General features: G+C 61.5%; 16 protein-coding genes. 9 read left to right on the top strand and 7 right to left on the bottom strand.

Features of this window, described 5'->3' with window-relative positions:
* Positions 1-17: 17 nt before the first annotated feature.
* From AC2CHD_RS01135 to AC2CHD_RS01125, 3 genes are read right to left on the bottom strand one after another with little or no spacing between them, the layout of a single operon-like run.
* Positions 18-1,100 carry an ABC transporter substrate-binding protein gene (locus tag AC2CHD_RS01135; protein WP_484552291.1) on the bottom strand — a complete coding sequence of 361 codons (1,083 nt, stop codon included), beginning with the start codon at positions 1,098-1,100 and terminating at the stop codon, positions 18-20.
* Positions 1,097-2,506 carry a sensor histidine kinase gene (locus tag AC2CHD_RS01130; RefSeq protein WP_484552290.1) on the bottom strand — a complete coding sequence of 470 codons (1,410 nt, stop codon included), beginning with the start codon at positions 2,504-2,506 and terminating at the stop codon, positions 1,097-1,099. Before AC2CHD_RS01130 ends, AC2CHD_RS01135 begins: the two co-directional genes overlap by 4 nt.
* Positions 2,506-3,183, bottom strand: a complete 678-nt coding sequence (locus AC2CHD_RS01125; RefSeq protein ID WP_229446997.1) for a response regulator transcription factor — start codon at positions 3,181-3,183, stop codon at positions 2,506-2,508. The genes AC2CHD_RS01130 and AC2CHD_RS01125 overlap by 1 nt, the downstream gene beginning before the upstream one ends.
* Positions 3,184-3,351: 168 nt before the next feature.
* Here AC2CHD_RS01125 and AC2CHD_RS01120 point away from each other — a divergent pair, with 168 nt between their 5' ends.
* From AC2CHD_RS01120 to AC2CHD_RS01110, 3 genes are all read left to right on the top strand, one after another.
* Entirely contained in the window at positions 3,352-4,326 is a 975-nt protein-coding gene (locus AC2CHD_RS01120; RefSeq protein WP_484552289.1) for a Bug family tripartite tricarboxylate transporter substrate binding protein, read from the top strand.
* An 83-nt stretch (positions 4,327-4,409) separates the two neighbouring features.
* A complete protein-coding gene (locus tag AC2CHD_RS01115; protein ID WP_484552288.1) occupies positions 4,410-4,841 on the top strand; it encodes a tripartite tricarboxylate transporter TctB family protein in 432 nt (143 codons plus the stop codon).
* 15 nt (positions 4,842-4,856) lie between these two features.
* Positions 4,857-6,392 carry a tripartite tricarboxylate transporter permease gene (locus tag AC2CHD_RS01110; RefSeq protein ID WP_223020559.1) on the top strand — a complete coding sequence of 512 codons (1,536 nt, stop codon included), beginning with the start codon at positions 4,857-4,859 and terminating at the stop codon, positions 6,390-6,392.
* A 14-nt stretch (positions 6,393-6,406) separates the two neighbouring features.
* Here the strand turns inward: AC2CHD_RS01110 and AC2CHD_RS01105 are convergent, their stop codons facing one another.
* From AC2CHD_RS01105 to AC2CHD_RS01095, 3 genes are read right to left on the bottom strand one after another with little or no spacing between them, the layout of a single operon-like run.
* Complete coding sequence (locus AC2CHD_RS01105; RefSeq protein ID WP_484552287.1) at positions 6,407-7,294, bottom strand: DMT family transporter; 888 nt, start codon at positions 7,292-7,294, stop codon at positions 6,407-6,409.
* A complete protein-coding gene (locus tag AC2CHD_RS01100; protein WP_484552286.1) occupies positions 7,291-9,645 on the bottom strand; it encodes a PIG-L family deacetylase in 2,355 nt (784 codons plus the stop codon). The genes AC2CHD_RS01105 and AC2CHD_RS01100 overlap by 4 nt, the downstream gene beginning before the upstream one ends.
* A gap of 19 nt (positions 9,646-9,664) precedes the next feature.
* Positions 9,665-10,864: an ROK family transcriptional regulator gene (locus AC2CHD_RS01095; RefSeq protein WP_229447003.1), complete on the bottom strand. Its 1,200-nt coding sequence runs from the start codon at positions 10,862-10,864 to the stop codon at positions 9,665-9,667.
* A gap of 148 nt (positions 10,865-11,012) precedes the next feature.
* Between AC2CHD_RS01095 and AC2CHD_RS01090 the strand changes: the two genes are divergently transcribed.
* The 6 genes from AC2CHD_RS01090 (at position 11,013) to AC2CHD_RS01065 (ending at position 17,563) form a co-directional block, all read left to right on the top strand.
* Positions 11,013-12,278, top strand: coding sequence for a sugar ABC transporter substrate-binding protein (locus tag AC2CHD_RS01090; RefSeq protein WP_229447004.1), 1,266 nt, complete (start codon positions 11,013-11,015; stop codon positions 12,276-12,278).
* Between the two features lie 54 nt (positions 12,279-12,332).
* The gene (locus AC2CHD_RS01085) at positions 12,333-13,226 is read left to right on the top strand and encodes a carbohydrate ABC transporter permease (RefSeq protein ID WP_090326116.1); all 894 of its coding nucleotides are present in this window, start codon (positions 12,333-12,335) and stop codon (positions 13,224-13,226) included.
* Between the two features lie 79 nt (positions 13,227-13,305).
* A complete protein-coding gene (locus AC2CHD_RS01080) occupies positions 13,306-14,109 on the top strand; it encodes a carbohydrate ABC transporter permease (protein ID WP_202800318.1) in 804 nt (267 codons plus the stop codon).
* 7 nt (positions 14,110-14,116) lie between these two features.
* Positions 14,117-15,604 (top strand): argininosuccinate lyase, encoded by a 1,488-nt coding sequence (gene argH, locus AC2CHD_RS01075; protein WP_484552285.1) that lies wholly within the window; start codon positions 14,117-14,119, stop codon positions 15,602-15,604.
* Positions 15,605-15,608: 4 nt separating this feature from the next.
* Positions 15,609-16,667 carry an ABC transporter ATP-binding protein gene (locus AC2CHD_RS01070; protein WP_484552284.1) on the top strand — a complete coding sequence of 353 codons (1,059 nt, stop codon included), beginning with the start codon at positions 15,609-15,611 and terminating at the stop codon, positions 16,665-16,667.
* The gene (locus tag AC2CHD_RS01065) at positions 16,664-17,563 is read left to right on the top strand and encodes a carbohydrate kinase family protein (protein ID WP_484552283.1); all 900 of its coding nucleotides are present in this window, start codon (positions 16,664-16,666) and stop codon (positions 17,561-17,563) included. Before AC2CHD_RS01070 ends, AC2CHD_RS01065 begins: the two co-directional genes overlap by 4 nt.
* Here AC2CHD_RS01065 and AC2CHD_RS01060 read toward each other — a convergent pair.
* Positions 17,560-18,252: a GntR family transcriptional regulator gene (locus tag AC2CHD_RS01060; RefSeq protein ID WP_484552282.1), complete on the bottom strand. Its 693-nt coding sequence runs from the start codon at positions 18,250-18,252 to the stop codon at positions 17,560-17,562. The two genes, AC2CHD_RS01065 and AC2CHD_RS01060, sit on opposite strands and share 4 nt — an antisense overlap.
* Between the last annotated feature and the right edge of the window lie 6 nt (positions 18,253-18,258).

The following is an 18,258-nucleotide window of genomic DNA, read 5'->3' as shown; positions in this document are numbered from 1 at the left end:
ATCAAACAGAGGTTGCCTTACTCCGGGCCAGCCGCCTGAAAGGATTTGCGCCACTGGTCCAGAAACGCCTTGCGCTTGGCCTGGTCGAGCCCCACCAACAGAGCCGGCGAAAGCGCGATGGGCCTGAAAGCCGCCTCTTCCGCCGAGGGGCCGGCGCCTGTGTCGAGGCTGTTGAGCATTTCCGGACCGTTGAGCGATGAGAGGAGACGCGAAGGCCCCGACAGAAGGCGCTGCCCGGTATCTGTCAGCGCGAGCGCGATCAGCGCATTGGCGGCGCGCTTGTTGCGGGCGTGGCGCGAAACGAGGGCTGCGCGCGACAATGCCAACGTGTAATCGGAGGGAAAGATGATGCCGATGCGCGGGTCCTCCTCCTGCCGTGCAAGCGCATAGGATCCCAGAACATTGTACCCAAGCACGAGCCTGCCGGTGCGCACACCATCGATCACGTCTGAACTGCAGCAAAAGAGTTGCGCGCGGTTCTGACCGAGGCTCTCCAGCAGCCGCCCCCATGTGGAGGCCTGCGAGGCGTCCTCGAAGGCGAAGATATAACCGACACCGGAACTCTCAATGTCATAGGTGCCGATGCGGCCGCGAAAACGCTCGGTCTGGCGCAGGAGATCGACCAGTTCGAAGCGGTTGCGCGGAACTTCATCCTGCCCCAGACCTTCCCGGTCATAGACGATGACGGCCGGCTCGTAGGTCAGGCCGACGAGTTCATTGCGCCACGAAGCCCAATCCGGCAGATCGGGCGGCAGGCTGAAGCGGAATGGCTCCGAGCATCCGTCATTAACAAGCCGCACCTGTTCGGGAATGGCCGACGAAATGACGGTGTCAGCGAAAAACTCTCCCTTTTCACAGGCATCGGCGACGGCGGCGTAAAGATCCAGACTGGTCATTTGCCGATAGATGACCGCAGTGGAAGGGTTGGTGCGCTGGAACTCGTGAATAAGCGGTTCAATGAAAACAAGATCGGTGACGCTGCCGATGACAAGCATCTCGATTTCCTCGCCGGGCGCATCGAAACGCGTGTCTTCCGCCCTGACTGATAGCGGCACAATCCATGCTGCCAACAGACACAGCCCGAGTATCAGGTGTCTCATGATGCTTTCGTTCCTTCCCGGGCGAGCGGCAGGTCAAGGCTGATCGTGAAGCCTCGCTCCTGGCGATCCAGCCTGATGCGGCCATGGTGAAATTCGGCAACCTCCCGCACGATGGCAAGCCCCAATCCGGCGCTTTCGGGCTTGTTGGGATTGATTGCAAAGCGATGGCCGATTTCGGTGCTATCGCTGACGGGCAGGCCCTCGCCCTGATCGGTGACGGCAATGGATGCCTGGTTCTCGTTCACAGAAACCGTGAGATCAATGGGTGGCTTTCCATGCGCCTGCGCATTGTTCAACAGGTTCTTGACTGCTTCACGCAAGCTGAATGCGTCACCACGAACCATGACGGGCTCTTCAGGGAGATCGAGCCTGATGCGCAATTTGCGCCCGCCTGCCAGTTGAACGAAATCGCGCTCAGCACCAACGGCGATACGGCGCAGGTCCAGCGGCTCGAGCGGGGCAGTATCGGCGCGATGGGTCACGAGCGCGTGGCTCAGAAGCTGGTCCGTCAGACGGTTCAGACCGATCGCGCGGCTGCGGATGCGTCGATGCAGGGCCTTCAGTCGTTGCGGATCATCCTCGTCCAGCGCGAGTTCGCTATGCGCTCTCAACGCGGTAATGGACGTTCGTATCTGGTGAGCGGAGTCTGCAACGTAGTCCTGCATCGCACGCACACGGCGGTCGAGCCTGCCCATAAACCGGTTGATCGCGGCCACGAGCGCAGAAACCTCGTCGGGTGCGTGCATGGAAAAGGGCGAGAGGTCGAGCGGATCACGCTCAAGGATCGCTGTTTGAATACGCTCGAGCGGGCGCATGGCATAGCGCATCGCAAGCAGCGCCAGGATCAGGATCGCCAGCCCCGCACCGGCGATGACGGCGACGGCCTGTGTGACCATGCTGCGCGCCAGTTGCTCGCGGCTGCCTGTCGTGTGCGCCACAATGATATGGATGTCGCCGCTCACCGCCCTTTCAGCCAGTCGGCGCAGCATGACAAGCGCGCGCACGCGCTCACCCCCGAACTGGGTTTCGTACGCATAGCCTCCTTCCGGGATGGTGGCAGCTTCGGGCAAGGGGAAATCCTCGTAGCCGGTGAGTGTGGTGCCATCAGGCTGCGTCACGCGATAGAACACGCGCTCATCCTTGGCGAGCGAGAGGAGTTCGAAAGCAGACACGGGTATGTCGACGCGCACCTCGCCTTCGACAACGAAAATGCGCTCAGCAATCTGCAGGGCGGCTCCCTGCAGGAGCCGGTCAAATGCCTCATTGGCTGCCTGCCGGCCATACCCGTAGGCCGCCCAGATCGTGGCCGCTACCGCCAGTGTCAGCACCAGCGTGAGCGAGATCGTCAAACGATAGACGATTGAAAGGGTGCGGCCGGGCAAGGCCTGACGTACAGGGAGCCCCATCACGTCCCCGGTTCCATCGAAACCGCTTGATAGCCAAGGCCGCGTAGTGTCCGGATCTCAAGGCCGGAGCCCTCGATCTTTCGCCTGAGGCGTCCGACATAGAGTTCCACCGCGTTCGGGTTGCGTTCCTCGTCGTGGCCGAACAGCCGTGTCAGAAGATCCTCCTTTTCGAGCACCCGGTCGCGATTCGTCAGAAAGATTTCCAGGAGGGTCTGCTCGCGCCGCGTCAGTTCGCATGGTTCCCCGTCGATCAAAACCCGCCGGGCAGCCATATCAAAGGTCAGCTTCCCGACCGACAATGTGCGGTCGGCATCGCCGCTGCGCCGACGGACAATCGCACGAATGCGCGCTTCCAGTTCGCCCAGATCGAAAGGCTTGATCATATAGTCATCGGCGCCCAGATCGAGCGCATCGATCTTGTCGTTCACAGCCAGCCGTGCTGTCAAAACCAGCACCGGCACGCGGTTTCCGGCTGCACGAAGTTTCTTCAAGAACGCAATGCCCGACCCGTCCGGCAAGTTGATATCCAAAACGATCAGATCGTGCTGCGCCATGCCCACAAAGTGCTCGGCATCCTCCAGCGTTTCAGCGCGGTCGCTCACATGGCCGGCCTTTTCCAGCCGCCTTTCAATGGCTTCCGCGACGTCGCGCGTATCTTCAACGATCAGGAAATGCATTTTTTCCGGACAATGACAGCTTGTTGACAGGCTCACCCTATAGGCTCTCTTTCGTCATGAGAACAATCTCCTGACAAACCGTTCCGTCCACTGGGAGGTCGGCGGTATCGAAAAGATCGAGACAGGTTGCGCCCTTTTGTGGCGGAATCGCTCAGGAGGAGAAAATCTATGAAAAAGCTGCTCGGCCTTGCGGCCGTCTTCACGCTCGCATCCAGCCTGTCGGCCTTTGCGTTTGAGCCCAACAACACCGAATGCATTGCGCCTGCCAATCCCGGCGGCGGTTGGGATTTCACCTGCCGCCAGGTGGGCAAGACCTTGCAGGATCTCGACCTCGTGCCCGGCACGATGCAGGTGTCCAACATCGCCGGCGGCGGCGGCGGCGTCGCCTTTGCGGAAGTGGTCGGCAAACGCAATTCCGAAAACAACCTGATCGTGGCAGCCTCTTCGGCGACCGCGACACGCCTTGCGCAGGGCGCGTTTCCGGGCAACACCATGGATCAGGTGCGCTGGATCGGCTCGGTTGGCGCCGATTACGGGGTGATCGCGGTCGCCAAGGATTCGCCGATCAACACGCTTCCCGAGCTCATGGAGAAAATCAAGGCAGACCCCTCATCTGTGTCGGTTGCCGGCGGTTCGGCTGTGGGTGGCTGGGATCATCTCAAGGTGCTCATCGCTGCATCCAAGGCTGGTGTCGAGGATGTTCGCCAGGTGAAATACGTTGCATTTGATGGCGGCGGCGAGGCGGTTACCCAGCTTCTGGCCGGTTCCGTGCAGGCCTTTACCGGTGACGCATCGGAAGCCAAGGGATTTGTCGATTCCGGCGACATCAAGGTCATTGCGGTCCTTGCACCGGAGCGCCTTGAAGGCGATTTCTCGTCCTTCCCCACGGCAAAGGAACAGGGCATCGACGTGATCGGCGCCAACTGGCGCGGCTTTTATGCGCCTGGCGACATGTCCGATGAAGCTTATGCCTATTGGGTCGATGCCGTCAGCAAGGTCTATGCGTCCGACGAGTGGAAAGAGATCATGGCTCAGAACGGCCTTGCCCCGCTTGATCTTCAGGGCGACGAATTCCAGGCCTTCGTGAAGGAATCCATCGATTCCATCACCGATCTGTCGAAGCAGATCGGTATCGTGAAGTAACCATCCGAAAACACGCTCGGGCCTGCCGGGAGCATCCCGCAGGCCCGAATTGTATCGAGAACAATCAGGGGAGCGTGTCCGTCATGAGCGACCGCATCTTCGGGGTCTTCGGCTTTCTTCTCGCTGTCTTCTATATCTGGCAGGCAACGCAGATCGAGCTGAGCTTCATTTCCGATCCGTTCGGACCCAAAGCCTTTCCATTCATGATCGGCACCGTACTGGCGATCTCCAGCGCGATCATCGTGCTCAAGCCGGACACCGAACCCGAATGGCCCACCTTCGCGCGCCTTTTCGAGATCGGCATGGCAACTGCCGTGATGATCGCCTATGCGCTTTTTCTCAAGGATTACGGCTTTGTCGCCTGCACCGCGGTTGCGGCGAGCTATCTCTCCTGGCGGCTGGGCTCCAGCCCGGTTTCGGCCATCATCGCCGGCGTACTCATCGCCGTCGGCATCTATGTCATTTTCCATCTTGTCCTGGGGCTGTCGCTGGCACGCGGCCCCTGGGGCTTCTGAGGCGGGAGGCCCAAAATGGACACACTGGCATCACTCGCAGACGGGTTTGCCGTCGCGCTGACCTGGCAAAACCTCATGCTGGCGCTGATCGGCTGCTTTCTCGGCACCATCATCGGCGCCCTGCCGGGGCTTGGCCCTTCAAACGGCGTTGCGATCCTCATACCGCTCGCCTTCACGCTCGGCCTGCCGGCGACACCGGCGCTCATCCTTCTCACCAGCGTCTATTACGGCGCCATGTATGGCGGGCGCATCTCGTCGATCCTGCTTAACATTCCAGGCGATGAACCAGCGCTGATGACAACGCTCGACGGTCACCCGATGGCCAAGGCCGGCAAGGCTGGAGAGGCGCTCGCCATTTCCGGTCTTGCCTCCTTCATCGGCGCGTTTTTCGCCACATGGGGGCTGGTCTTTCTTGCGCCGCAGCTGGTCAAGGTCGCGCTCCTGTTCGGCCCGGCGGAATATTTCGCGCTCTTCGTTCTCGCTTTCGCCACGCTTGGCGGCATCGCCAGCCGCAACCAGGCCAAGGCCGCGCTCGCAGCGGTCATCGGTCTCGGCATCGCCACCATCGGCGTCGATGGCCAGACGGGCGTCCCGCGTTTCTCCTTTGGTGAAGTGCACCTATACGACGGGATCGACTTCCTTGTCGCCATTGTCGGCCTGTTCGCGCTCTCGGAAGTGTTCATCTTTCTGGAGCATCGTGCCGGCAGCGGCGCGGACGACAAGGCGGTAAAAGTGGGCCGCATCGTGCCGCCGTGGAAGATGGTGCGTGAAACACTGCCTGCAATGGGCCGGTCGACAATCTTCGGCTTCATCGCCGGTGTCCTGCCGGGGGCCGGTGCCTCGCTCGGCTCCTTCATTTCCTACACATTCGAAAAGCGCATCTCCGACCGCAAGGGAACGTTCGGAAAGGGCGATCCGCGTGGTGTGGCAGCACCGGAGGCCGGCAACAATTCGGCCGCCGGCGGCGCGCTCGTGCCCATGCTCGCACTCGGCGTCCCCGGTTCCGGCACGACTGCCGTGCTGCTTGCCATGCTGCTTGCGCTCAACATCACGCCCGGCCCCCTGCTCTTTCAGCAGAACCCGGATGTGGTCTGGGGTCTGATTGCGGCCCTCTTCATCGGCAACATCATGCTTCTGGCCATGAACCTGCCGCTGGTCTCGCTGTTCGTGCGGGTTCTTCTGATCCCGACACGCTATCTGATGCCCGCCGTGGCGATGATTTCCTTCGTCGGCATCTACGGCATTTCCGGCTCCACCTTCGATCTGGTGGTGATGGTCATCTTCGGTGTGATGGGCTGGGTGCTGCGTAAGCTCGATGTGCCGCTGGTGCCGATCATTCTCGGCGTCTTGCTTGGCGACCAGATGGAGAAGAACCTGCGCCGCGCCATGACCATCCATGATGGCGACTGGACGATGCTGTTCAACTCGTGGCTGGCCATCGGTCTGTGGACCTTTGCCATTGTCGGCTTTGTCCTGCCGCTGATCGTGGGGCGCTACTTCCGTCCGAAGATCGCGGATGAGGCCATCGCCGAGGGTTCGGATCCCGACTGAGCGGTAGGCTCCGCTCAGTTCCCCGAGGCGGCGTGGCTCCTGAGCCGCGCCGTTCTCAAGGTGAGAAACCCCGTGGCAAGCACGATGATAACGGCACCGATCACCGTGTTGAAACTGGGGATTTCACCAAAGAAGACATACCCGACCAAGCCGGACAGAATGAGGCTCGAATAGCCGAGCGGTCCGAGAAAACCGGCATCTCCGAGCCAGTGAGCGCGCAGGAAACAGAACTGCGCGGCCTGCGAAAACACGCCGACCGCCAGAAGAAACGGCCAGTGCCCCGCCGCGACCGGCTGCCAGCCAGAGAGCGCCGGCCAGGCGGTGATCAGCGCCAGCCCACCCGTATAGAACAGCATCATGACGACCGGCGGTGTGCCCTTGAGCTGCCGCGTGACGATGATGGCCCCGGTGCCAGCCAAAACCGCAGCGAGTGCCGCCAGAAGCGCGGGCGTCCACGGCACGTTGCCCGGACTTGCGGCGATGAAAGCCCCCACGAGCCCCAGTCCCGCCGCCAGCCAGCGCGAGCCTGAAACCGCTTCGCGCAGGATCAGGGCCGAGAGCGCCACCAGCACCACGGGCCGCGTGAAATTCATGGTCATGTAGAGCGCCAGCGGCAGATGCGCGACAGCATAGAAACCACCGGTGAGCGCCACAGCCGACAGGAAAACCCGAAAGAGATGCAATGACACGCGGTCGATCGACCACAGAACATGCCGCTGACGCGCGAGCCATGGAAAAATCAGGCAGAACCCGACCAGCGCGCGCAGGAACACGAGCTGCCACGGCGGATAGCCCGCGCCCAGCGCCTTGACAATGGATATGGCCCAGATGTTGAGGCCCATATCCGCCAGAAGCCAGGCACCGGCGCGTAGATTGTCCTTTGCCGTAGCGCCTGCGCTCACGGCCTTGCCACGAGGTTCGCCATCAGGCGGAACGCGCCCGGCACAAGCTTCTCCATCTGGTGGTGCAGGATAAGCGCCACATGCGTGTGCCGCCCCTTGCCGATACGAGCCGAAAGGAGCGCGCCCTCATGCGCTGCCTCGTCGGGATCGGCCATGGAGAGAAGCGGCTCATAGGCCTCATCCCAGCTCTTGGCAAAATACAGACCCCGCTCCTTGTGCCAGTCTTTCCAGTCCTCATCCGTGATGCGGTTGGGCGTGGTGAGCAACGCATGATCAGGCAAGAGGTGCGTTACCTGCGCATTCTCGTCCGTCACCCGCCAGCGCAGCGATGGCTTGCCGATTTCCAGCCGGCGCGGCGGCACGGTTTCCGGATCCCAGTCATCCCATGGGCGGTGATAGAGCGTGACGAGATTGCCGCCCTCCTTCACCCAGCGATGCACCAGCGGCATGGCATTTTTGAGCGCCGGTCGCGCACGCATCGCAAAGATACCTACCACGACCGTGTCGATGTCTTTCAGCCCTTCTTCCGTAAGGTCGCTGTCCGCCAACTCGGTCACCTCGAGGCCGAGAGCCTTGAGCCAGTGCCCCACCCGGTCGTTCCCGCCACCGACATAGCCCACCCGCACATCCGGCAGTTCCACATCCAGAACCCGCACAGACAACTGCGCCGGAAATGCGCGCGCTCGCTCGCCGATATGTGGATAGGCAATCCGCTTGACGGTTTCGGCAGGCATTCCCTCAATCTTTAGGGAAAGCTCGTAAAGGCCTGCCGCTACGTCCCGTGGTGCCTCCACCAGAAAACCCTCGGTGGCGGGTATTGCGCTCCAGCCGGACGGCAAGTCCAGCCCCACCTTTCCCGACTGAGGAAAAAGCTCGGAAACACGCAGATCGATCTGGCGCAACTCCGAGGCGGCATTGATCAATGCACGGTCGGGAGAAAGTGTTGCCGAACGTGCAGGAAGCACGACCGGTGCCCGCTCAAGCGGCAAAAGCGTTTCAGAAGAAACCCCATCGACGGTCACACCGACACGAATGGCCGGCAGGCGTGCCACACCGGGTCGATATGTGGCCGGATAACAATCCGTGCTTTCGGCATCCACCGACACCTGCACAACGCCATCTGCAAAGCGCCAGCCCTTCGGCAGAACCGGCGATACATCTGATACCGGCCCGGAGCTTTCAATCGTCAGCGCGACACTGTCACCGGGCCGTAGGACATCGCGTTCAAGCCAGGCGCGCACCTCCACACCACTGGCTACCCGCAAAACGTGAGACAGCTGCACTTCCTTTGCCGCGAGGCGGTGCTGCACCTCTTCACGTGCCTTGTCAGGGCAGGCATCGCGGGCAGCACGCACCGCCTTGAGGGCCAAGGCCGCCTGACGTGCCACCTCTTCCATATCCGGAAATGCCTCGAACGCTGCATCACAGGCCGAGTGCGCCGCTTGCAGATCATCGGCAATTTCAGGCGCACCGGCAAAGGAAGCCAGATCGGCCAGTGTGGCCGGAAGCCCGTCCGTGATCTGCTTGTCCGGCCCTTCCACCTCGGACCGCACCAGATGCAGCGGCCAATCGCGCTCCTTACCATTCGGCACCCAGCGCCCCATCCCCTGCGTCAGATGGAAAGCGCGCGACTGTTCACCGATCTGCGCCCAGCTCCAGCCCGTTACCGGGTCTTGTCCGGTGCCCTTGACCGTCAGCGTGGCGCTGGGCGGCGGCAGGTCGTCATCGTAATTGTCTCCAGCTCCTGACCATGCGGGAAGATAGAGCTTCTTCACCTGCCACACCGGCAGATCCACGCCCGGAAATGCCGGATCGGCGGCAGCGCTCATCACGTCATGGGCAAGCTCGGTCATCGCCCGGTGATGCCCGTGCTGCCCAGGAACATCCAGGAATGTGGGGCAGATGATATCCGGTCGCTCCGTGCGGATGATCTCGACAAAGCGTTTGAGCGTGCGCTCACGACCCCATTTTTCAAGTGTCTCGGTGCCGCGTTTTGAAAAGCCGAAATCGAAGATCGTGTCGTCGGGCGTTTCCGATAGCCAATAGAGATTGAGGTTCAGCACTTCGGCGGCGCGCCCCATTTCCGCCGTGCGCACCACGCCCAGATCATGTGTCACCTCGGAGCCGATGGCGTTCTGTCCGCCCTCGCCGCGATTGGCGCAGGCAAAGGAGATCGCAATGCCGTCGCGCAGGGCCAGAGCCGCCAGCATTTCCGACGTCTCGTCATCGGGATGCGCGCCCGTGTTCATGAAGGAGACGCAGGATTTCAGCGGCGCGAGCGCCTGCCACAGCCTGACGATGCGCGGATTGCGCACCTGCGCGGCGATGCGCTCCTGATCGGAAACGGGCATTTGTGAACCTCCCAGAGAATCAAGTTTTTGCGGCAATGCGCGGTGTGATGGTGTCGTGAATGACGAGTGCTGCCCCGCCGAGAGCGGCGGTGAGGCGCCCGCAGGCACCGCGCTGAACGCGCGGCGTGCTCCGTCCGGCCCGCGCAGCAACGGAGCCGCCGGGAAGATCGAGCGTGGCAATGAGGTGATCGAGAACGGCATCCGGCATGGCACCGCCAAGAATGACGGTTTCGGGATCGAAGAGGTTTTCGATCAGGCCAACGGCCTGCGAGAGCGGACCTGAAGCCTCTTCGATCCACTCCATCAAATGCGCGTTGCCCGCTTTGTAGAGGTTTTCGATGTCGGAAGCGCTGCCGATCTCGATGCCCGCACCCGCAAGCTTGCTGCGCGCAGCAATGCGGCTTGCATAGGTTTCGAGGCAGCCATGGTTCCCGCAGGCACAAAGCCGCCCGCCGGGCCGGACAATGACATGGCCGATTTCACCCGCATTGCCGAAAGCACCACGCTGGACCTCGCCCTCGGCGACCACGCCCAGCCCCAGCCCGGCTCCGAAATAGAGAAAGCAGAAGGTGCGAAGCCCCGTTGCGACGCCGCGCACGCGCTCGGCCACGGCAGCAGCCGTCGCGTCGTTTTCAACGACCACGGGCATATCGAGCGCTTCCTCGAACACGGCAACGGGATCGCTTTCCTCCCAGCCATGAAGCGCCGATTGACCCGCGCCTGAAATCCCAACCTTGCCGAAGGGGCCAGGCATCACGACGCCGGCCCCAAGAATCCTCTGGGCCTTGCCACAACGCCCCTCAAGCGCGCTGGCACGAATGCGTCGGGCCACCGAAACGACTGTGGACGGTGCATTGTCCGACAATGCCTCGCGGGTGGTGAACAGCGTCTCGCCTTCGAGGTTCACCAGTGCGCCAAACATCGCGTCGGGCCTGACCTCGATGCCGAGCGCCACTGCGCCGTCCGCATTGAGCCGGTATTTCAGAACCGGCAACCCCCGCCCCTCCGACTGCCGCCCGGCTTCGATCAGAAGCCTGTCTTCCTCCAGTTCGGCAATGATGTTGCTCACGGCCTGTGTCGACAGGCCCGATATGCGCGCAATCTCCGCACGCCCGATCGGTTGCCGCTCACGTACGTGGCCCAACACCACCTGACGGTTGTGAAGCCGGGTGCGTTCAGCGTTCGATCCGACAATGCGCCGTGGATTGTTGATCTTCATATGGGCTTATTAATTCAACTAACTTGAATATTCAACTTGATTGAGTTAATCGTCGGTGGATGGACATGCCGCCTCGTTGAGACGGGTGATCAGAGGGTGACAGGCTGGCTGGCTACATTCCGGGCAGCAATCAAAGGGAGCAAGCAGAATGAAACGCAACAGACTACGCACTTTCATGCTGGGTGCCGCCACGGCAGCCATGACCATGGCGGCTGGCACGGGTGGCGCATCAGCGGTTGAGATCGAGTACTGGCAGTATTTCTTCGAAGCACGCGTCGATGCGATGGACAAGCTGATCGAGAATTTCGAGGCAGCCAATCCCGACATCACCGTCAAGATGACGCATTTCCCCTATGACAGCTACCGCACCAAGGTGGCGGCTGCCATTCCGGCCGGTCAGGGCCCCGATGTCGTCCAGCTCTTCTATGGCTGGCTCAATGACTATGTGGAAGCCGAGCTCATCCAGCCGCTGCCAGCCGACACATTCCCGCCCGAAAAGATCGAGGAAGAGTTTTTCCCCATGGTGAAAGCCATGCGGATGGGCGACAGCTACTGGGCCCTGCCCACCGCTGTGCGCTCGCTGGCTCTCTTCTACAATGAGCGTATGTTCGAGGAAGCCGGCATCGAGAACCCGCCGGCCAATCTCGACGAGCTTGTCGAAACCGCCAAGAAACTCACCAAGAAGGATGGTGCCGGCAATCTGACCGCCGTCGGTCTGACCACCGGCATGACCGCGCAGGATCACCACTGGATCCGCGAAGTGCTCATCCGCCAGTTCGGCGGCGAGCCCTATCTGGATGACTACAAGACGGTCAACTACAACAATGAGGCCGGGCTGAAAGCCTTTGGTTTCTATAATGATTTGCAGGCCAAGCATGGCGTGACCAAGGCTGCCTTCATGGATGAGCCGCAGGCCGCCTTCAAGGCCGGTCGCGCCGGCATGCACATTGACGGCTCCTTCCGCATCGGCGCGCTTGAAAGCGTGCGCGGCCTCAAATGGGGCGTGGCCGAGCTTCCCGCCGGGCCCGATGGCACCAAATCGAACTATTCCTCCTACTGGGTGAACGCCATCACCTCCAAAGCGGAAGGCGAGAAATTCGACGCTGCCGTCAAGTTCATGGAGTATCTCACCTCCGACGAGGCCATGCAGATCTGGCTTGAGACCGTTGGCGAACTGCCAGCCAAACCGTCTGCCGCCATGACCGACGAGAACGTCAATCATCCGGTCTACGGCCCCTTCATCAAGGGCCTGGAATACGCAAAGACCACCGTTTTTGCCAATGAGAGCGCCCAGCGTCAGGCCATGGTGGACATGATGCAGCGCATCGAGCTGCAGGGCCAGGCGCTTGAAGAGAGCGTCGCACAGGCCGCCGAGGAAGAGCAGAAAATCCTCGACGAATACTACAAGAAATAAGGCCTTTCGGGCGTCCGGTCCGCCGGACGCCCATCGAAATTTCGGGACGGGGCCATGCGCTTTTACAACAATCTCACCATCTCGCAGAAGCAGATCGTCTGGGCCTGGATTTTCCTTGCCCTGCCGGTTCTCTTCTACGTCGTCATCCGCTTTTATCCGACAGCCAATGCCTTCGTTCTGTCCTTTCAGGAATGGAACCTGCTCGGCGATCGGAAATATGTGGGCCTTGAAAACTACGCCAAGCTGTTCAGCGACCCGGTCTTCTGGAAAGTGTTCAAGAACACTTTCATGTATCTGATCCTGGGCACGCCGGTCAGCCTCGTCCTGTCCTTCATCATCGCCTATCACCTCGACAAGGTGCGCTTCATGCACGGCACCATCCGTGCGCTCTATTTCCTGCCCTTCATGACAAGCGCGGTCGCCATGGCCTGGGTTTGGCGCTGGTTCTATCAGCCGGTCCCCATCGGGGTGTTCAACAATTTTCTGGCGAGTTTCGGCATCAGCCAGATCGAGTTTCTAAGCTCGACAACCAATGCCCTGCCCTCGGTTCTGGCCTGCGCCGTCTGGGCCGGTCTCGGCTTTCAGGTCATCATCTTCATGGCCGGGCTGCGCGCCATCCCGCAAAGCTATTACGAGGCCGCGCGCATCGATGGTGTCTCCACATGGACGGTTCTCACCGAGATCACCATCCCGCTTCTAAAACCCACCATCGTGTTTCTGGTGGTCTTTTCATCGATCGGTTTCCTGCGGATCTTCGATCAGGTCTTCAACATGACCACCAACAATCCGGGTGGTCCGCTGAACTCCACCAAACCGCTGGTGCTTTTGATCTACGACACCGCATTCAACGGCTTCAACATGGGCTATGCGGCAGCCCAGACCGTCGTGCTCTTTACCATTCTGCTGGTCGTCAGCCTGATCCAGCTTCGACTTTTGAAGGATAGCTGACATGGCCAGTCAGGACATCGCAGTCAAAGCGTCCACCGACGCGCTTTTCTCCGGATCCTCGCGCAATTCCAGGCGCAATATGGGCCAGTTCATTCGCTGGGCGCTTCTGTTCGGCGGCGGCATTCTCATGATCATGCCCATCGTGTTCATGGTCTCCACCTCGCTGAAATTCCCCTTCGAGGTCTACAATCTGAACCTGATCCCCGAAGAGCCGACGATCGAGAACTACACCTACGTGCTTGAGGACGGCCGTTTCTACGGCTGGTTCATCAACTCGCTGGTCATCGCAATCGTCACCACCGCGTCGGCCGTCTTCTTCGACGCGCTGGTTGGTTACGCGCTCTGCAAATTCAAGTTCCCCGGCCGCTACCTGGTCTTCATCGCCATTCTCTCCACCCTGATGATCCCGACCGAGATGCTGGTCATCCCGTGGTATCTCATGAGCAAGAGCTTCGGCTGGCTCGACACCTATTGGGGCATCATGTTCCCGGGCGTCATGACCGCCTTCGGCACCTTCCTCATGAAGCAGTTTTTTGAGACCGTTCCCGACGATTTCCTGGAGGCTGCGCGCATTGACGGGCTGAACGAGTTCCAGATCTGGTGGCAGGTGGCCATGCCGCTCGTCCGCCCGGCGCTTGCAGCCCTTGCGATCTTCGTTTTCCTCGGCAACTGGACCGCCTTCATCTGGCCGTTGATCGTCACCAATTCGGTGGAGATGTACACGCTGCCGGTCGGGCTTTCGAGCTTCGGCGACGAGGTGGACGTGGCCTGGGAACTGATCATGACGGGCGCGGCCATCTCCACGCTGCCGACGCTGGTCGTCTTCCTCATCTTCCAGCGCTTCATCATTCGCGGCGTTGTCATGGCCGGCCTCAAGGGATAAGCGCACGATGAGCCTCAACGAAAAATTCCCTCACCCCGTCTACAAGGACACGGTGCTGGCACCGCTCTTTGAGGGCGTGAAGGCCAATTATGTGGATGCGTTCCGCGCCATCAACCGGGCGCATCTCGTGATGTTGACGGAGACCGGCATCCTTTCCCGGGATGACGCCGCCCGCATCGCTGCGGCCCTTGTCGACATTGACGAGACGGTCGATGTCGACGCCCTCACCTATACCGGCGAGGTGGAAGACTATTTCTTCCTCGTCGAGGCGGAGCTCAAAAAGCGGCTTGGACCGGACCTTGCCGGCATGCTGCACACGGCGCGTTCGCGCAATGACATGGACCACACGGTCTTCAAGCTCACCCTGAAGCACCATGCCGACACGCTGATCGGCAAGGCGCACGCGTTGGCCTCCGCTCTGATCGCCAAGGCCGAAGCCGAGCGCGACACGCTGATTGTCGCCTACACGCATGGCCAGCCGGCCCAGCCCTCCACCTTCGGCCATTATCTTTCGGCTGCCGTCGAGGTGCTTCTGCGCGACATCGAGCGCCTGCAGGCGGCCCGCGCCAATACCGACCATTGCCCGATGGGGGCTGCCGCCATCACGACCAGCGGCTTTCCCATTGACCGCGCCCGCATGGCCGATCTTTTGGGCTTTTCCGAGCCGCTGCGCAATTCCTACGGCTGCATCGCCTCGGTCGACTATGTCACCGGCGTCTACAGCGCGATGAAGCTCACCTTCCTGCATCTCGGGCGTTTCATTCAGGACATGCAGTTCTGGTCAGCCTTCGAGGTGGGACAGCTCCATGTGCCCGGCAGTCTCGTGCAGATTTCGTCCATCATGCCGCAAAAGCGCAATCCCGTGCCCATCGAGCATCTGCGCCATCTTGCGTCGATGACCTGCGGGCGCGCCGATGCGGTCGTCAACACGATGCACAACACGCCCTTCACCGACATGAATGACAGCGAGGGCGAGGTTCAGGTGGCCGGCTACGCGGCTTTCCAGAGCGGCGCACGTGTGCTCGACCTTCTGGCAGCCCTGATCAGCGCCGTTTCCATAAACGGTGAGCGCGTGGTCAGAAACATCGACGCCGCCTGCATCACCGTGACGGAACTCGCCGATACGCTGGTGCGCCGCGAAAACCTGTCCTTCCGGCAGGCGCATGAGATCGCAGCCGCCACGGCCCGCGCCGTGATCGCCGATGGCAAACCACTCGGCGAAGGGTTCGACGCTTTCTCCAAGGCTTTCAGGGAACTGACCGGGCGCGACAGCACGCTCGACGCCGCAGCCTACGGCGAGGCCGTCAGCGCGCGCCATTTCGTGACGGTGCGTGAGCGTTTTGGCGGTCCGGGACCCGACGCCATGAACGAGGCGCTTCAAACCTATCGCGCCACCCTCACCCGCCTTTCAGAACAACAGGCAGCGGACCTTGCCCGCGCCGAAAAAGCCGGGGCCGCGCTCGATGCCGCCTTCGGCGCTCTCTTGCAGGAGTAGACCCTTGGCCACCTTGTCCCTTCGCAATCTCGTCAAATCCTACGGCAAGGTCGAGGTGCTTCACGGCATCAATCTCGACGTGGCCGATGGTGAATTCGTCGTCTTCGTCGGCCCGTCGGGCTGCGGCAAATCCACGACCCTGCGCATGATCGCCGGCCTTGAAGAGATCAGCGGCGGCGAAATCCACATCGGCGAGCGCCTCGTCAACAATCTGGAGCCCAAGGAGCGCGACATCGCCATGGTGTTCCAGAACTACGCAATCTATCCGCACATGTCGGTGCGCAAGAATATCGGCTTCGGCCTGCGCACGTCCAGGCTTTCAAAAGAGGCGAAGGACAAGCGCATCGACGAGGTGGCCGCCATTCTCGGCATGACCGACCTCTTGGAGCGCCGCCCCAACCAGCTTTCGGGCGGGCAGCGCCAGCGCGTCGCCATCGGCCGTGCCATGGTGCGCGATCCCGCCGTCTTTCTGTTCGACGAGCCGCTCTCCAACCTTGATGCGCAACTGCGCACCCAGATGCGGCTTGAAATCAAGAAGCTTCACCAACGCGTTGGAAACACGATCATTTTCGTGACGCACGACCAGGTGGAAGCCATGACCATGGCCGACCGGATCGTGATCATGAAGGATGGCTATATCCAGCAGGTCGGCACGCCGCTTGAGGTTTATCACAAGCCAGCAAACACCTTCGTCGCCCAGTTCATCGGCGCGCCCTCCATGAACATGCTGCCGGGCAACTGGGCCGGAAAGGGCGTCAAACTCGGGGGCGGGCTCGGCATCGATCTGCCCGAGCGCCGCGCCTCGGAAGGGGCCGACGTGATCCTTGGCATCCGGCCAGACGATCTCGTTGTCACCGGCGGCAACGGGCTTTTCTCGGGCACGGTCAACATTGTCGAGCCGCTCGGTGCCGACACGCTGGTCTATGTCGGCGTCAACGGCCATGAGGTGATCGCAAAGGCATCGGGCCGCAAACCGCCAAAAGCCGGCGACACGGTCAAGCTGACGGCAAAGGCCGGCGAAATGCATCTCTTTGATGCCAAATCCGGGGAGGCGCTGCCGTGACGCAAGCCAACCGGTCGGGCCGCGTCCTGAGCGTGGGGCGGCTCTACTGCGATCTGATTTTTACCGATCTGCCGAAAATGCCAACGTTGGGTGAAGAAGTTTTTGCCGGCGGCCTGTCGATCAAGCCAGGCGGCGGCGCGTTCATCACCGCGGCCTATGTGGCCGCCCTCGGTCGTCCGGTCTCATTGGCCTCCGCGCTCCCTTCGGGGCCGTTCGCCTCAGCACTGATGAAAGAGCTTGAGGCAAGCGGTGTCGATCTTTCGGCCTCGCAGCCCATGCCCGACACGCTCGATCCGCAGATCACCGTGGCCATGACATCGGGCACGGAACGCGCGTTCCTCACGCGCCGCGCCGGTCCCGCCGTGCCGGAAACATTTGCGCAAGTCATCGCCAACGGTGACTTCGCCCATCTCCATATCGGCGAGCTCGCTACTCTGGTCGAAGCGCCCTTCCTCATCGAACAGGCGCGCGGTGCGGGGCTTTCCATCTCGCTCGACTGTTCATGGGACGATGCGGTTCTGGCGCGCGATGATCTTGCCGCGCTGATCGGAGCAGTGGACATATTCCTGCCCAACGAAACCGAGGCGCAGCGGCTTGCCATTTCCCCGGGAAAGAAACCGCCCGCACCGCTTACAATCGTCAAGCGCGGGCCGGAAGGATCCATCGCGATCAGCGCCGAAACCACCATCTCGATGCCGACGCAGCCCGTCAATGTAATCGATTCCACGGGGGCCGGAGACGCGTTCAATGCCGGTTTCATCGATGCGTGGCTTTCCGGAAAACCGGTTGAACAATGCCTTGCAGCCGGCAATCGCTGCGGGGCCGAAGCCGTCATGCGGGTTGGCGGCGCAACCGACCTGCCCGATCTGAGCGCACTGGCACGGGAGGCCTCCTAGAGAGAGGCTGCCTCCACCTCTTCGCCTGCCCTTTCCTTCAGGCGAGCAAAACTCATGGCCACATGGGCGCGGCGGATTTGCCCGACGCTTTCCAGCGCCCCGCAGGCAACGGCTGCGGCAATGTCGGAGACTTCGCGCAGGAAAAAGCCGATCTCGCTGGCAAGCGTTTCTTCCGTGCCGTCCTCGCCGGCCGCACGCTTTAGCCAGATCCGCGTGGTCTGATAGTACAACCGTTCGGAAAACTCCTGCAGAGGCTCGTTTTCCGTCAGCGTCATCAAAAGATGGAAAAAATCCATATTGAGCTGCGCAAAGGCGCGCTGGCTGGGCGTTCTCACCAAAGCCTCACAGCGCGTCTTCATGGCAGCGAAGGCGCGTTTGGCGTCTTCATCGGGCTCTATCGGCGAAAGCTTGCCGATCAGCTCGGAAAGCTCCACCCGCAGGCGATAGACCTGTTCAAGCGAGGCGATGTCGATATCGGTGACCATGGTGCCCACGCCATGGACAGAGCGCAGATAGCCCTCGTCTTCGAGCCGCGCCAGAACCCGGCGGATCGGCGTTCGGCTGGTGTCGAATTCCTCGGCGAGATCCTCTTCGCGAAGCCGCATGCCCGGCGGATAGTCGAGCAGGCATATGCGTTCGCGCAAAAGCGTGTAGATACGCTCGAACCGCGCGCGTGCCTCGCCTGTCATCGCTCT

The organism is Nitratireductor sp. ATLC21 (assembly GCF_057196525.1).
Note: the sequence above shows the minus strand (reverse complement) of the source record. Positions and strands in the feature narration are given on the sequence as shown.

Bases quoted from the DNA above. Each gene is read 5' to 3' on its own strand.
- AC2CHD_RS01115 (WP_484552288.1), top strand. From the start codon at position 4,410: ATGAGCGACCGCATCTTCGGGGTCTTCGGCTTTCTTCTCGCTGTCTTC.
- AC2CHD_RS01110 (WP_223020559.1), top strand. From the start codon at position 4,857: ATGGACACACTGGCATCACTCGCAGACGGGTTTGCCGTCGCGCTGACC.
- AC2CHD_RS01120 (WP_484552289.1), top strand. From the start codon at position 3,352: ATGAAAAAGCTGCTCGGCCTTGCGGCCGTCTTCACGCTCGCATCCAGC.
- AC2CHD_RS01100 (WP_484552286.1), bottom strand. From the start codon at position 9,645: ATGCCCGTTTCCGATCAGGAGCGCATCGCCGCGCAGGTGCGCAATCCG.
- AC2CHD_RS01135 (WP_484552291.1), bottom strand. From the start codon at position 1,100: ATGAGACACCTGATACTCGGGCTGTGTCTGTTGGCAGCATGGATTGTG.
- AC2CHD_RS01125 (WP_229446997.1), bottom strand. From the start codon at position 3,183: ATGCATTTCCTGATCGTTGAAGATACGCGCGACGTCGCGGAAGCCATT.
- AC2CHD_RS01095 (WP_229447003.1), bottom strand. From the start codon at position 10,864: ATGAAGATCAACAATCCACGGCGCATTGTCGGATCGAACGCTGAACGC.
- AC2CHD_RS01130 (WP_484552290.1), bottom strand. From the start codon at position 2,506: ATGGGGCTCCCTGTACGTCAGGCCTTGCCCGGCCGCACCCTTTCAATC.
- AC2CHD_RS01090 (WP_229447004.1), top strand. From the start codon at position 11,013: ATGAAACGCAACAGACTACGCACTTTCATGCTGGGTGCCGCCACGGCA.
- AC2CHD_RS01085 (WP_090326116.1), top strand. From the start codon at position 12,333: ATGCGCTTTTACAACAATCTCACCATCTCGCAGAAGCAGATCGTCTGG.
- AC2CHD_RS01080 (WP_202800318.1), top strand. From the start codon at position 13,306: ATGGGCCAGTTCATTCGCTGGGCGCTTCTGTTCGGCGGCGGCATTCTC.
- AC2CHD_RS01060 (WP_484552282.1), bottom strand. From the start codon at position 18,252: ATGACAGGCGAGGCACGCGCGCGGTTCGAGCGTATCTACACGCTTTTG.
- argH (WP_484552285.1), top strand. From the start codon at position 14,117: ATGAGCCTCAACGAAAAATTCCCTCACCCCGTCTACAAGGACACGGTG.